Origin of the sequence: Endozoicomonas montiporae CL-33 (assembly GCF_001583435.1) — a bacterium.
GTDB classification, from domain to species: Bacteria; Pseudomonadota; Gammaproteobacteria; order Pseudomonadales; family Endozoicomonadaceae; genus Endozoicomonas_A; species Endozoicomonas_A montiporae.
This window is the reverse complement of sequence record NZ_CP013251.1, coordinates 57,438-71,599: the sequence shown is the minus strand read 5'-3', so window position 1 is coordinate 71,599 and position 14,162 is coordinate 57,438. Positions and strand designations below refer to the sequence as shown.

General features: G+C 48.6%; 15 protein-coding genes. 5 read left to right on the top strand and 10 right to left on the bottom strand.

Going from position 1 to position 14,162, the window contains the following annotated elements; all coding sequences use genetic code 11:
• Positions 1–32 precede the first annotated feature (32 nt).
• From cyoE to EZMO1_RS00305, 4 genes are all read right to left on the bottom strand, one after another.
• Positions 33–920: a heme o synthase gene (gene cyoE, locus EZMO1_RS00320; RefSeq protein ID WP_034879263.1), complete on the bottom strand. Its 888-nt coding sequence runs from the start codon at positions 918–920 to the stop codon at positions 33–35.
• An 11-nt stretch (positions 921–931) separates the two neighbouring features.
• Positions 932–1,966, bottom strand: a complete 1,035-nt coding sequence (locus EZMO1_RS00315) for a COX15/CtaA family protein (protein ID WP_034879031.1) — start codon at positions 1,964–1,966, stop codon at positions 932–934.
• A gap of 216 nt (positions 1,967–2,182) precedes the next feature.
• Complete coding sequence (locus EZMO1_RS00310) at positions 2,183–2,800, bottom strand: hypothetical protein (RefSeq protein ID WP_034879029.1); 618 nt, start codon at positions 2,798–2,800, stop codon at positions 2,183–2,185.
• Positions 2,781–3,575 (bottom strand): SURF1 family protein, encoded by a 795-nt coding sequence (locus EZMO1_RS00305; RefSeq protein WP_034879028.1) that lies wholly within the window; start codon positions 3,573–3,575, stop codon positions 2,781–2,783. The genes EZMO1_RS00310 and EZMO1_RS00305 overlap by 20 nt, the downstream gene beginning before the upstream one ends.
• A gap of 16 nt (positions 3,576–3,591) precedes the next feature.
• Between EZMO1_RS00305 and EZMO1_RS00300 the strand changes: the two genes are divergently transcribed.
• Positions 3,592–3,807, top strand: coding sequence for a DUF2909 domain-containing protein (locus EZMO1_RS00300; RefSeq protein ID WP_034879027.1), 216 nt, complete (start codon positions 3,592–3,594; stop codon positions 3,805–3,807).
• A gap of 44 nt (positions 3,808–3,851) precedes the next feature.
• Here EZMO1_RS00300 and EZMO1_RS00295 read toward each other — a convergent pair whose 3' ends face one another.
• The 4 genes from EZMO1_RS00295 to coxB are packed head-to-tail and all read right to left on the bottom strand — an operon-like array spanning position 3,852 to position 8,131.
• A complete protein-coding gene (locus EZMO1_RS00295) occupies positions 3,852–4,742 on the bottom strand; it encodes a cytochrome c oxidase subunit 3 (RefSeq protein ID WP_034879026.1) in 891 nt (296 codons plus the stop codon).
• A 10-nt stretch (positions 4,743–4,752) separates the two neighbouring features.
• Entirely contained in the window at positions 4,753–5,325 is a 573-nt protein-coding gene (locus tag EZMO1_RS00290; protein WP_051790574.1) for a cytochrome c oxidase assembly protein, read from the bottom strand.
• Between the two features lie 15 nt (positions 5,326–5,340).
• Positions 5,341–6,924 carry a cytochrome c oxidase subunit I gene (ctaD, locus tag EZMO1_RS00285; protein ID WP_034879025.1) on the bottom strand — a complete coding sequence of 528 codons (1,584 nt, stop codon included), beginning with the start codon at positions 6,922–6,924 and terminating at the stop codon, positions 5,341–5,343.
• Positions 6,925–6,934: 10 nt separating this feature from the next.
• Positions 6,935–8,131, bottom strand: a complete 1,197-nt coding sequence (coxB, locus tag EZMO1_RS00280; protein ID WP_061509237.1) for a cytochrome c oxidase subunit II — start codon at positions 8,129–8,131, stop codon at positions 6,935–6,937.
• Between the two features lie 1,025 nt (positions 8,132–9,156).
• Here coxB and EZMO1_RS00275 point away from each other — a divergent pair.
• Entirely contained in the window at positions 9,157–9,870 is a 714-nt protein-coding gene (locus EZMO1_RS00275) for a hypothetical protein (RefSeq protein WP_152557068.1), read from the top strand.
• A gap of 71 nt (positions 9,871–9,941) precedes the next feature.
• Here EZMO1_RS00275 and EZMO1_RS00270 read toward each other — a convergent pair whose 3' ends face one another.
• A complete protein-coding gene (locus EZMO1_RS00270) occupies positions 9,942–10,193 on the bottom strand; it encodes a YheV family putative zinc ribbon protein (protein ID WP_034879023.1) in 252 nt (83 codons plus the stop codon).
• Between the two features lie 50 nt (positions 10,194–10,243).
• Positions 10,244–12,280 (bottom strand): oligopeptidase A, encoded by a 2,037-nt coding sequence (gene prlC / locus EZMO1_RS00265; RefSeq protein ID WP_034879022.1) that lies wholly within the window; start codon positions 12,278–12,280, stop codon positions 10,244–10,246.
• Positions 12,281–12,455: 175 nt separating this feature from the next.
• On the opposite strand from prlC, the gene EZMO1_RS00260 reads away from it, so the two are divergent.
• From EZMO1_RS00260 to EZMO1_RS00250, 3 genes are all read left to right on the top strand, one after another.
• Positions 12,456–12,989 (top strand): gamma carbonic anhydrase family protein, encoded by a 534-nt coding sequence (locus EZMO1_RS00260; protein ID WP_034879021.1) that lies wholly within the window; start codon positions 12,456–12,458, stop codon positions 12,987–12,989.
• A gap of 118 nt (positions 12,990–13,107) precedes the next feature.
• A complete protein-coding gene (locus EZMO1_RS27125; RefSeq protein ID WP_145912419.1) occupies positions 13,108–13,347 on the top strand; it encodes a hypothetical protein in 240 nt (79 codons plus the stop codon).
• A gap of 95 nt (positions 13,348–13,442) precedes the next feature.
• Positions 13,443–14,033, top strand: a complete 591-nt coding sequence (locus tag EZMO1_RS00250; protein WP_034879018.1) for a YhgN family NAAT transporter — start codon at positions 13,443–13,445, stop codon at positions 14,031–14,033.
• Positions 14,034–14,162 lie beyond the last annotated feature (129 nt).

The following is a 14,162-nucleotide window of genomic DNA, read 5'->3' as shown; positions in this document are numbered from 1 at the left end:
TCTCTCTTTTATAAGGCTATGAACTATTGCCGTTAAAACGTCGTGTAATGGTCTGCCAGTAAAACGACAAACAGCAACATCAGGTAGGTAATGGAGTATTTAAACGTCTTGATGGCAGCATTAGGACGACTGTCACGCATCAAAGCGATGGACCAGTACAGGAAACGCCCTCCCAGTACCAGCGCACCGGCCAGATAAAGCAGCCCGCTCATGCCGGTCAGAAACGGTAACACACTCACCAGAATCATGATCACTGTATAAAGGACAATGTGCAGTTTGGTGTAAGCCTCACCGTGGGTGACAGGCAACATGGGAATATGGGCTCTGGCGTACTCTTTTTTGCGATGGATAGCCAAGGCCCAGAAGTGCGGCGGCGTCCAGGCAAAGATAATCAGAACCAGCAGCAGCGCATTGCCATCAAGCTGTCCTGTTACTGATGTCCAGCCCAGCAGGGGAGGCGCTGCACCCGCCAGACCACCAATGACAATATTCTGTGGTGTGGCACGTTTCAGAAAAGAGGTATAAACCACGGCATAACCAATCAGGGAAGCCAGCGTCAGCCAGGCAGTCAACGGGTTAACCAGAAAAGCTAAAATACCCATGCCGGTAACACCCAGCACAAAGGCAAACAACAATGCATGAGCCGGAGCAATTCTGCCCTCGGCGACCGGACGTTTGTGGGTTCGCGCCATGATGTTATCAATACGTCGATCTACCACATGGTTAATCACCGCCGCAGAACCCGCAGACAAAGCGATGCCGACATTACCAAAAACCAATACGTCCAGTGGCACAATGCCCGGTGTTGCCAGACACATGCCAATCACCACCGTCAGCACCATCAATGTGACCACTTTGGGCTTGGTCAGTTCGAGGTAGTCCTTCCAGTGGACCGATTCACTGTACGTTACCTTGCTCATCACAACGTTCCTCATTCATCCCCTGAAATACGAAGTCGGTAATTTAAAGCGACCAGAGACAGCAGCAACAAAGCACCAAACAGGTTGTGTGCAACGGCTACCGGTAATGGCAGATGCCAGATAATATTACTGAGACCCAGAATCACCTGAATCGTCAGAATAAACAGAATAGCTAATGATATTTTTTGCAGGCTGCCGCGTGAACTATAAGACAGTTGTTTACTGCGTGTCAGAACCTTGAACGACAGTAGCAGTAGCACCAGCACCGTGATTAAAGCTCCCAACCGGTGAGTCAGGTGAATGGCGGTTCGGGCAGCAGAATCCATTTGTCCGCCAAGGTAGTTTGGCCCTATCTCCTGAGTAATATCAAACCCTTCTGCAAAATCAGCCGGTGGTAACCATTGTCCCTGACACATGGGCAGGTCAGGGCAGGCGAGTGCAGCATAGTTTGAACTGATCCAGCCACCCAGCGTGATCTGCACAATCACCACCAGCAATCCGGCCATGCCCAGCCCTTTCAAACCATTAACCACATCCGGAGGCAGTTTCTTCCACCCCATGCCTGACAAACGAAGGGTTAGTAAAAAAAGCAGGCTGAACGTGGCAAAGCCACCCAGCAGATGCAGCGTCACGACTTGTGGCCAGAGTTTCAGTGTCACCGTCCACATACCAAAGGCGGCCTGTAAAATGATAAGACCAAGGATAAAGACAGGGTGTATCAGCGGTTGTCCCGGTTCCTTACGGTGCTTCCATGAAAGCAGTGCAATACCCAACACCACAAGCAGCAGCAATCCGGCCACGTAACGGTGAATCATTTCCGCCCAGCCTTTTTCCACTTCTACGGGTGCACCAGGAAATAAAGCTTCAGCCACGGCTATTTCTCTGGCCGTTTCCGGAACCGTTAACTGTCCGTAACAACCGGGCCAGTCAGGGCAACCCAGACCGGCATGCACCAGCCGGGTATAAGCCCCAAGAACCACGACGACCATTGCCAGAACCGTGGCAAACAGTGCCAGATAAAAGCCTTTCTTTTTTGTTGTTCCCATGTGAACCCCCTTTATCCTGCCGACGTCGTATTGCTCTCACAATTTCTTATCGCTAGGAGCCTGTCGGACTTACCACTGACCTACTGCGAAAAAGCCGGATTTGGCCATTTTTGACGATCCTTTTCGTTGAATAGCTCGCTATTCGCCTCAAATGATCGTCAAAACTGTCTCAAACCTGTCTTTTTCTCGCTACGGTCGGCTAAGTCCGACAGGCTCCTAGCCGATTTTTGAAGCCTTCAACAGCCGCTTTAAGTCTTTCAACAAATCACCACCATGTTGTGCCGAATCGTAACCCATCATGATGTTGCCCAGCGGATCGACAATGAAATACCGACCGGTTGACCACTCTTTTAAATCCAGCTCTTTGAGCAAACCGGCTTTATCTGCTTTCAGCCAAACAATATCCGGGTGCTCCTGTTGAAACCCGCGAGTCACTGCCAACTCTTCATCAGCAACAAACGTTCGCACCACACGATCGGTTTCCTTTCCCAATGCAATATGTGCCTGACGTGTCTGATACATAGCGTCCTGACAGGACTTCGATGCACAGTCTTTGCTGCCCAACACGATAATGCCCCAGCGCCCTTCCAGGTTTTTCTCGGAAAATAACCTGCCTTCATGTATCAGGTTCATCTGTGCCAGTGATTTAGGCGGCAAAATCAGCTGTCCTTTATTGGTTTTACCTTCCGGAACAAAAGCGCCGGTAAAGTACATCAGGTACGAAAGACAGATAGCAAAAGCAGGAATGGCAAATATCAATACCATTTGCAGCCGACCTTTTGCCTTGGCGTTCTTCCCGCTGTCTGCTCTGCGTTTATGAGTGGCTTCCTGCATGTTGTCGCTTCCCGGTTTTAATCATTTGATAGAGATAAAGTCCCAGCAACACCAGCGCCATGGTGAACCATTGAAAGGAGTAACCCAGATGCTTGCCGGAACTGGTTTTCATCGTCACAGGGCGAACCTGCAATGCCCCCGGTTGCCCCGAAGTCAGCACCAGCAGCATAGATGGAATTTCAAGGTTGAGAGCGGCTCGCATTTTTGGGAAATCCAGAGCCTGAATGCGCTTGGGCCACAACTCTGTCCAAACGTCTTCACCCAAAGTGAATGCTTTTCCAAGGGGACGATAAAGAGTGCCTGTCAGCTCAATCGTTGACGAAGGCGTTATAACATCAGGCAGTGTTTCTCTGGACACACTGTTTAGCCAGCCGCGGTTAACCAGTATTGTTTGTCCGTCGATTGTCGTAAAAGGCATGATCAGTTCATAACCGGCCTGCCCTGCATGCACCTGATTATCCCGCAGGAAATATCGGGAAGCATCGAACTGCCCCTGAACGTTCACGGGCAGATACATGGGATCAGGGAATTGTTTTACATCCGAGTAAGACAAAGGCGACATGTGCAGACGCTCGATCAGCATCTGTTCCAGCTCCAGCTTTTGCTCATAGCGGGAGAGCTGCCATAGTCCAAGGGATACCAGCAAGGGCAGCAATAGCATCACCAACAGCGACAACTTGATTCTATACTTCAACATCTGGTGCTCATTCCAGTTCCACTGATATGCTTTTAAAAGCTCTTTACCGGCTGATGGCTCAATTAAGCGCTTATTCAAGCAACAGGTGTCTGGTATGTGGTTAAAAGTTATTATTCTTATTCTTTTCTTCGCAGTGCTCGTCTGCCTGGGGCGGGGACTTTACTACCTTGTCACCGACCGAAGCGGATCGACCAGACTGCTTAACTCTCTTACAGCACGTATCACCCTGACGGTTCTGATTATGTTGATCATTGTTGTGGCATGGCTGCACGGTGATATTCACAGCCACGCTCCATGGTTATACCGTTAGCGGGCGCTTTGCTCTTATCATCACAACGTTCATCACAATGCTCATCACAACAGGTAGACAAAAATAAAGAGTCCGATCCACACTACATCCACAAAGTGCCAGTACCAGCTGGACGCTTCAAAGGCGAAGTGCTTCTCGGGTTCAAAATGACCTTTCAGCACCCTGACAAACATGATCGTCAACATCAACGCACCCAGTGTGACGTGAGCACCATGAAAGCCCGTCAGAATAAAAAAGGTGGAACCATAAATGCCGGCACTCAGGGTCAGTCCCAGTTCGTTGTAGGCCTGAATGTATTCTTCAGCCTGAAAAAACAGGAAGGTAAAACCTAGTACCAAGGTGGCAGCCAGCCAGACAATGACCTTTTTACGTTCGTTTTTACGCAGTGCATGATGAGCAATGGTCAGAGTGATACTGGAAGCCACCAGCAAAAGTGTGTTCAACAGCGGCAGGTGGAAAGGATCGATGATGGCATCCGGCCCCGGGAAGGTTTCGTTGTCCGGTGTTTTCATCAAAGGCCAGCCAGCCTCAAACTCGGGCCATAACAACTGATTGGTCATAGCCCCGTGACCTTCACCGCCCAGCCACGGGACCGAAAACATCCGGATGTAAAACAGGGTGCCAAAGAAGGCAAAAAAGAACATCACTTCCGAGAAGATAAACCAGCTCATTCCCCAGCGGAAACTTCGGTCCATTTGCGCACTGTACAGCCCGTCATGGGACTCTTTAATCACATTGCCAAACCAGCCAAACAGCATGTAAGCCATGATCAGCGCACCGGCAAACATTACGTAATGCGCAATGGAATCTTTCACACCGGCAGACATATCGTTCATCATCATGCCTGCACCCGCCAGCGTCACAAACATGCCAATAGAAGCAATGATTGGCCACTTGCTCTGTGCGGGAACGTAATAGCTTCCTTCGTCAGCCATTAAACTCTCCTCAAGACTTCAACGTCCTTTCCCCCATCGTTGTCACATCGAACAGAGTGTACGACAGGGTTAGTTTTGTGATATGCCGGGGTAATTCCTGATCCACAATAATTCTCAGCGGCATGACTTTTTCTTCACCTGCATCCAGGGTCTGTGTGGTAAAGCAGAAACATTCGACCTTGTGCAGATAATTCGTGGCCTGAAACGGCGTTACGCTGGGTATTGCCTGACCAATCATCCGTTTTCCGGTCGGGTTTCGGGCGTAAAAGCTGAGTTCGCCCACCTGTCCCGGGTGTACTTCTACTTCGGAAATATCCGGGTGGAAGTCCCAGCTCATTCCCGCATTTTTAGTCGCCACAAACTGCACTTTAATGGTGCGGCTGGTGTCCATAACGGCCTTGCCGGTATAAGGGTTAGGATCTGTCTTGCCATTAAGGCCAGTGACTTTGCAGAAAACGTCGTAGATAGGCACCATCGCAAAACCAAAGCCAAACATACCTCCGGCTACCAGCCCGGTGCGAAGCATGGTTCGCTTTGACAAATCGACGACATTGTCTTCTTTGTTTTTATCCTTCCCGCTCATACACAATCCCCTGAATCACTTTACGTCAGGCGGAGTAGTAAACGTGTGATAAGGCGCTGGAGAAGGAAGACTCCACTCCAGCCCTTCGGCATTTTCCCAAACCTCATCCGTTGCCTGTTTCCCACCACGAATACACTTGATCACAATGAACAGGAACAACAGTTGCGTGGTACCAAACAGGAAACCACCAACACTGGCTATCTGATTAAAGTCGGCAAATTGCAAGGCATAATCCGGAATACGTCTTGGCATTCCCGCCAGCCCGATAAAGTGCATGGGGAAGAATGTCAGGTTCATGCCAATAAACGACAACCAGAAGTGTGTTTTACCCAAAGTTTCGTCATACATATGACCGGTCCACTTGGGCAGCCAGTAATAGGCAGCGGCGAAGATGGCAAAGATAGCACCCGGCACCAGCACATAATGGAAATGAGCCACCACAAAGTACGTGTCGTGGTACTGGAAATCCGCCGGTGCAATCGCCAGCATCAAACCTGAGAAACCGCCAATGGTAAACAGCACCACAAAGGCAATGGCAAACAGCATGGGTGTTTCAAAAGTCATGGCACCACGGAACATGGTAGTGACCCAGTTGAATACTTTCACACCCGTCGGCACAGCGATCAGCATGGTGGCATACATAAAGAACAGTTCACCCACTAGCGGAATACCTACTGTAAACATGTGATGCGCCCAGACAATGAACGACAGAAAAGCAATACTACTGGTGGCATACACCATAGAGGTGTAACCAAACAACGGCTTGCGGGCAAAGGTTGGAATGATGGCGGACACGATACCGAATGACGGCAGTATCATGATGTACACTTCAGGATGTCCAAAGAACCAGAAGATATGCTGGAACAGTACCGGATCACCGCCACCACCGGCGTTAAAGAAGCTGGTGCCGAAGTGAATATCCATCAGCATCATGGTCACGGCACCCGCCAGTACCGGCATTACGGCAATCAGAAGATACGCAGTGATCAGCCAGGTCCAGACAAACAAAGGCATTTTCATCATGGTCATGCCCGGTGCCCGAAGGTTAAGAATGGTGGCGATGATATTGATCGCCCCCATAATCGACGAGATACCCAGCATGTGAATGGCAAAAATAAAGTAGGTGGTGGAGGGCGGCGCATAGTCCGTTGACAGCGGAGCATAGAACGTCCAGCCAAAGTTAGGACCGCCGCCTTCCATAAACAGGGTACTGACCAGCATCAGGGCAGCAAACGGCAAAATCCAGAAGCTCCAGTTGTTCATTCTCGGCAGTGCCATATCCGGCGCACCAATCATCATGGGAATCATCCAGTTTGCCAGCCCGACAAAGGCAGGCATTACCGCACCAAACACCATAATCAGCCCGTGCATGGTGGTCATCTGGTTGAAGAATTCAGGCTCGACAATCTGCAGGCCGGGTTGAAACAGCTCTGCCCGGATTACCATGGCCATGGCACCACCGGTCAGGAACATAATGAAGCTGAACCACAAATACATGGTGCCAATGTCTTTGTGGTTGGTGGTCAGAACCCAGCGCATTAACCCTTTGGCCGGGCCGTGATGATGATCGTCGTGATGTTCAAGTGTATGTTCGGTCATAGTGGCGTCCTCACAGCGATGCTTGCTTGGTGTTTGCAGCAGGCTGACCGCTGTCGTCAGGCTTCAGCTCTCCTGTTTTCTTGTATTCAAGAATCTGTTTCGGAGTGACTAATTCACCCGTATTGTTGCCCCAGGCGTTGCGCTCATAAGTGATCACGGCCGCCAGCTCAGCTTCATTCAGCTGGTTGGCAAATGCTTGCATGGCAGTACCTTTCTTACCATTCACGACAATGTCAACATGGTCTTTCAGCATGCCTGTTTTAATTGCCATCTCTGATCCCTTCAGGGCAGGGAACAGAGGCGGAATACCTTCACCACCCACCTGATGACAGGCAGCACAGATTTTTTCGTAGGTGGTTTTGCCCAGCGTCATTAACTTGTCCATGTCCCAGTCTTCATCCGTTAACTTCTTGATATGTTCGGCTTCCTGCCTTTTCTCTGCCAGCCAAAGGTCAAAGTCTTCCGGTGTTCTGGCATCCACCACCACTGGCATAAAGCCGTGATCCTTGCCGCACAGTTCTGCACACTGTCCGCGATAAATGCCGGGGCGTTCAATCTTGGTCCAGGCTTCGTTAATAAACCCGGGAATGGCATCGCGTTTCACCGCAAAAGCCGGCACCCACCAGGAGTGGATAACATCCGCAGCAGTGACCAGAAAACGAATCTTTTTACCGACAGGCAGGACTAAAGGTTCATCGACTTCCAGCAGGTAGTTATCCTGCTTGTCGCGGACATTATAAATCTGTTCTTTAGGTGTGGAGAGATTACTGAAGAACGAAACACCTTCCCCAAGATATTCATACTGCCATTTCCACTGATAGCCGGTGATTTTTATGTCCACTTCCGCTTCATCAGTGTTGTAAATATCGATGAGGGTTTTGGTGGCAGGGATTGCCATGACAACCAGAATGAGAAACGGAATAGTGGTCCAGGCAATTTCAACCAAAGTACTTTCGTGAAAGTGCTGCGGTTTAACGCCACGGGATTTCCGGTGCATGATGATTGAATAGAACATGACACCAAACACCAACACGCCGATAACAACGCAAATGATGAATATGGTCATGTGAAGACCGTAGATGGAACGGCTGATAGCCGTCACCCCCTCAGTCATATTGACCTGCCAGTCCGCCATCAGGCGCACAGGCAACAAGCTACCAAGAAAACCGGTAGCAAGAAGAAAAAGTGCTCGCATTTGCTGCATCATTCCCTTACATCCCCTGACGATCCGCCCTGTGTCTAAAAGATTGGTGGCGGAAACTTCTTATTATTATTGAGCAGACCCAGAGCCCTGCATTCAGAGGTGTTAACCGGCTAATGAACTACTGTCATTAAGCTGGTTTTATTATTGTCCTGTTGACCTGCCCTGGTCAGTACAGCATCTTGCCTGAAAAAAGCTTTCCCAAACATCTACCAGCAGACTATTGTTCAGCAGAGAATGATCTGGCAGAACACTATCAACATGGTAAAGGGTAAAATTCTATGCAAGAGCGACCATTTATCATCATGCCTAAAAATAGAAGACAAAGTCACACTACCTGGACACTGCAAATTAACTACACCTAGTTAGCTGCTTACCGGCCAGCAACTGATCACTGCCGGAATGTTGTGCCTGAGTATCCGACCGGACAGATAAAATCTGCACGTCGGCTTGCTAAACCCAAATCGCAGGAACACCCTGCAATACATACCCCAAGGATCTGACAATAATGATCCAAGAAGTATAGTCCCAGAACTTCATTAAACAACATGGATAAAAAAAAGGAAATTATTCTTGTGTTTTTTGTCCAAAAAATACACGTTAAAAAATAGATTTATGCAGAAAAACCCAGCACAAAAACAAACGACACAGGTAGTTTTAATCACTCACAGCAAAATGATTTCAATTCCACTCCCCCTTTTTTTGGAAATTAAATGATTTCCCATTCATGTTTTGCTGAAGGAACAAATCGTTCTGGCAACCATCAATAAAACGTTGAAACAGCGGGCTTCACTGGCATATTTTGTGTGTCATTTTTTTGACTGCACAAGTACTGGAAAGATCACGAAATAGCCTGCAAATCAAGGCTTTTTTATATTTCTTATTTAATTCTAAAAGATGTGATTTTTATGAAAAAGGGGTATTTAAAATAACTTGTACCAAAGCTGGCACTATGGTCAATTATGTCTCGTTCCAATTGGACTTTTTCTGAAGTTTAACGCTCAACCGAAACTCAGGAAATCAATGGTTCATTGGAATGGAACAAACACCTCATCATCATTAGTCAGTATCCGCCACTGTCAATGGAGGCACATATGGACGTGCAGGCGATCGTTGATCTTATTGATCACGCAAGAGCGCACGAAGCACAAAGCATGCATTTAAGTTCCCTGGTGGAAAAACAGCTTAACCAGCTGCACCACACCATCGAGCTACCAGAAGAAAATGCTTGCGAAACGTTGCTGAAGTTCGTCGCTGAATACATAGACCATGTTCCAGACTTTCTGAAGGCTCTGGAAAAAGCATCCGAAGAGCTGAATATTGAAGAGTTCATCTATCCCTTTCTGGATATCATCGATGAAAATTTTATGGCTCCGGTTCTCCAGTCCCGATCAGATATTGATATGTATGAGCTGCTGGAAAAATCCTACTTTGCACACCGGCTGATTGAAGAAGTTAACGACACCTGGCTGATAAAAACCGGCAGCACACTGATCCCCATGAACATGACCTGGCCGAACCTGATTATTCACGCCATTCTGGGTGATGAATTCGGCAATGAGCTGGACTCCATTGTTGAACAGACTGTGCAGCACATGATGCGTTCCAAAACCGTTTTCAGCCCTGAAAAATTCAAGCAGTTAATCAACTGCAGAGACCCTGAGGAATGGGTCAACATCTGGTCCAAATGGAATTGCATGTCACACCAGCTGGGCATAGATCTTAAATTCACTTCCGCAGCCTGATGTCTCAGCCGTTGCATGAAAAGCCAATGTAATTATCGGGATAACAGACCATAAAAGGGTTTGCCCGGAAACTAGCTGTCCAGTATGCGAACCACCTGGACAATCTGGTCTTCAGTTACATTCTCAAGCTTGTCTTCATCGCCGTGGGAGATTCTGGTTTCCGGAAGCTCTCCCACCAGTGCAGGCTTTTCCTGAACCTCGTCCGAAAAGCCGCAATCCACACACTCGCGGACATCCCGACCTTTTTTCTGGAAGACACGGACAGAATCCTGAACGCCGCAGGAAGGGCATACCGCACCGGCTATAAACCTTTTTATTGTCATCGTTAACTACCGCTAAAACGGTTCCCGTTTCGGGAACCGTATCTGGTTGATCAGGCAATACCGCTGTGACGCAGCAACGCGTCAATCTTGGGTTCACGACCACGGAAGTTGACGAACAATTCCATAGGTTCCGCTGAACCGCCTTTCTCCAGAATTTCTTTCAGGAAAGACTCACCGGTTTCATTGTTAAAGATGCCTTCTTCCTCAAAACGGGAAAACGCATCGGCAGACAGCACTTCAGCCCACTTGTAGCTGTAGTAACCCGCAGCATAGCCACCGGCAAAAATATGGCTGAAGCTGTTCTGGAAACGATTGAAGGCCGGAGGAATCACAACAGACACCTGCTGTCTGACCTCGTTCAATACTTCCTGAACATCTTTGCTTTCTGCATAATTCTTGTGCAGTTTAAAATCAAACAGGGAAAACTCCAGCTGACGAACCATCATCATGGCAGACTGGAAATTCTTCGCCGCCAGCAGCTTATCCAGCATTTCCTTGGGCAACGGTCCACCGGTCTCGTGATGACCGGAAATCAGTGCCAGACCTTCCTCTTCCCAGCACCAGTTTTCCATGAACTGACTCGGCAGTTCCACAGCATCCCACGCGACACCATTGATACCGGACACCGCAGAGTAATCCACCTTTGTCAGCATATGATGCAAACCATGACCAAACTCATGGAACAGCGTGACCACTTCATCGTGAGTCAGCAGCGCAGGCTTATCACCCACTGGCGGGGTGAAGTTACAAGTCAGGTAAGCCACTGGCAATTGCACATTATTCTGTGCGCTGAGCTTGCGACGCACACGACACTCATCCATCCAGGCACCGCCGCGTTTGTGTTCACGGGCGTATAAGTCCAGATAGAAACGGCCAATCACTGTGTCGTTGCGTTTGATGTTGTAAAAGCGAACATCTTTATGCCAGACATCCACATCGGTTGCGGTTTCAAAGGTAATGCCGAACAGCTTTTCCACCACGGCAAACATACCGTTAATGCTTTTTTCAGCAGGGAACCACGGGCGCAGCTCTTCCTGAGAAATGGCATAGCGCTTCTGACGCAGCTTTTCTCCGTAGTAACCAATGTCCCATGCCTGAAGATCATCAGCACCGTATTCATCTTTGGCAAAGGCTTTCAGTTCAGCCAGCTCTTTTTCGGCCTGAGGCTTGCTGCGCTTGGCGAGATCTTCAAGAAACGACACCACATGATCAGGCGTTTCCGCCATTTTGGTCGCCAGCGAGTATTCTGCATAATCGCTGAAGTCCAGCAACTGAGCCAGTTCATGACGCAGCTTCAGAATCTGTTTGATGTTCTCACTGTTATCAAACTCACCGGCATTGGGTCCCTGATCGGAAGCCCGTGTAGAAAATGCAGTATAGATTTCTTCACGTAGCGCCCGGTTGTCACAGTATGTCATGACCGGGAAAAAGCTTGGAAAGTCGAGGGTTAACATCCAGCCCTGATCATGGCCTTTTGCTTCTGCCAGCTGACGAGCACCGGCCAGTGCCGATTCCGGCAGACCTTTCAATTCGTTTTCGTCGGTAACCAGTTTTGACCAGGCCATGGTGGCATCGAGAACATTGTCGGAGAATTTGCTGGTCAGCTCGGACAGTGTTTTTTTGATTTCACCGTAACGGGCTTTTTTGTCTTCCGGCAGGGCAACACCGGCCAGTTTAAAATCTCTCAGGTTATCATTGATGACTTTTTGCTGGGCTTTATCGAGCTGAGCAAACTCCTCAGAACCGGCAATATCCCGGTAAGCTTCATACAATCCCTGATTTTGTCCCAGACGTGTTGAAAACTCGGAAAGAATCGGCAAACAGGCGTTGTAAGCATCACGCAGCTCATCGCTGTTCACCACGGCATTCATATGCCCGACCGGTGACCACGCCTGACTGAGGCGATCACCCAGATCATCCATAGGTTCCTGCAAGGACTGCCAGCTGAAGTGGGCTGTTTTCGACAACAACGACTCAATAGCCTGCTCACTCTCTTTAATGATGGTTTCAACCGCTGGCTGAACATGCTCAGGGTTGATCTTGGAAAATGGAGGCAGTTCGGAAGGCTGAAGCAGCGGGTTGTTCATGTGTAATGTTCTCAGGTCTGTTCTTATTAATCACAATGGGTACAGCAGATGGCTATTTCAAGCATGCTGTGCAGCATTTTCAACTCTCGCAAAGCTGTTTATACGTCTTTGGACAAACAAATAACAGAGAGCCTGATAGAATAATTTAAAAACCAAATTCTAATGCGAGAGCACCATGAACACCGCCATAAGAACCTTCAGAGGGAAAACTCCGGTTATCGGAAAAAAAGTGTTTATTGATCCAACAGCAGTGGTCATTGGCGATGTAGTGATTGGCAAAGACAGTTCTATCTGGCCAATGACGGTGGTTCGGGGCGATATGAACAGCATTCGCATTGGTGAACGCACCAGCATTCAGGATGGTTCCATTCTGCACATTACCCATGCCAGCGATTACAACCCCAAAGGTCACGCCCTGAGCATTGGCAGTGATGTGACAGTGGGTCACAGTGCCACTCTACACGGATGCACCATTCATGACCGGGTGCTTATTGGCATTGGAGCGATTGTGATGGACGGCGCTGTCGTTGAAGAAGAGGTGATTGTCGCAGCCGGGTGTCTGGTGCCTCCGGGCAAGCGTTTGCAAAAAGGCTTTCTCTATAAAGGCAATCCGGCCAAAATGGTGCGCCCCCTGACCGACCAGGAAGTCAGTTTCTTTTCCTACAGTGCTGCCAATTACGTGAAACTGAAGGATGAATACATTATCTAAAAAAAGAATTAAAAATAGCCTTATATTCCATCAGATTTGGATTAGCCCATAGTCTTACAGACGCTCTGAGAATGGCTCCCTATTCTTTCCACATCAAGGAAGATTTTGGAGAGAGGGCATGAGCCAGTCAATCACGTCAACGTCAGCATCTGGCAGCGAAATACACCAAAATTCGCTGATCGTCGCCGAGCAGAAACCAGAAACGTCTGAGGCAGCCAATGCCGGACAGCAGGCTGACAAGCCCCGTGTGCAACAAGCCAGCAATACTTCCGAATTCGATCAGGGCTCGGTCAAAGACAAAAAAAGCAAGGCTTGCCTTGTTAGTGAGCCGACAGAACCTGGTCATCTAACTTCCTGACGCTACGCCTTCCTGAATATCCCCTATCTTGGATTTTCAAAACGCCAGTGATATAAGCCTGACCAAAATTCGTAACTTGTCATTGGTTGTTCTAAATGGATATTTTCTCTACTGCGGTTCTGCTGTTCCTGATCATGGATCCGCTGGGCAATATGCCTATTTTCATCTCAGCGCTAAAGCACGTTCCTGAAGAACGACGAACAAAGGTTTTGGTTCGAGAGCTTCTGATCGCTTTAGTGATACTGATTATCTTCCTTTTCATAGGCGATAACATGCTGTCACTATTAAGCCTTGAACAGGAAGCTGTGAGTATTGCGGGCGGCATTATACTTTTCCTGATCGCGTTAAAGATGATTTTTCCTCCTGCCCGTGGCGGCGGCATTATGGGTGATACGCCAGATGGCGAGCCTTTCATTGTGCCTATGGCAACACCACTCATTGCCGGGCCATCCATTCTTGCCACACTGATCCTTTTGGGTAATCAGAATCCCGGTGAAGAAGTTGCCCTGATCACTGCCGTGTTTGCGGCATGGCTGGTGAGTGCAGCCATTCTCGTCTGCTCAAACCGTATTATGAAGCTGCTGGGTAATCGTGGCGTATTCGCCATTGAGCGTCTGATGGGTATGATCCTGATCATGCTGTCTGTGCAGATGCTGATTAATGGTATCTCCAGTTACATCGCCTGACATTTACTCTGTTTATGAAGAGAGGTATTCGCCTCTCTTCACTTTCCACTCGAAACGGCTTCTGATTGAAAATTATCAGCCAACTCCACCTGAACGACAGATGCCTTCCGGCTAAGATACCTTTCCTCA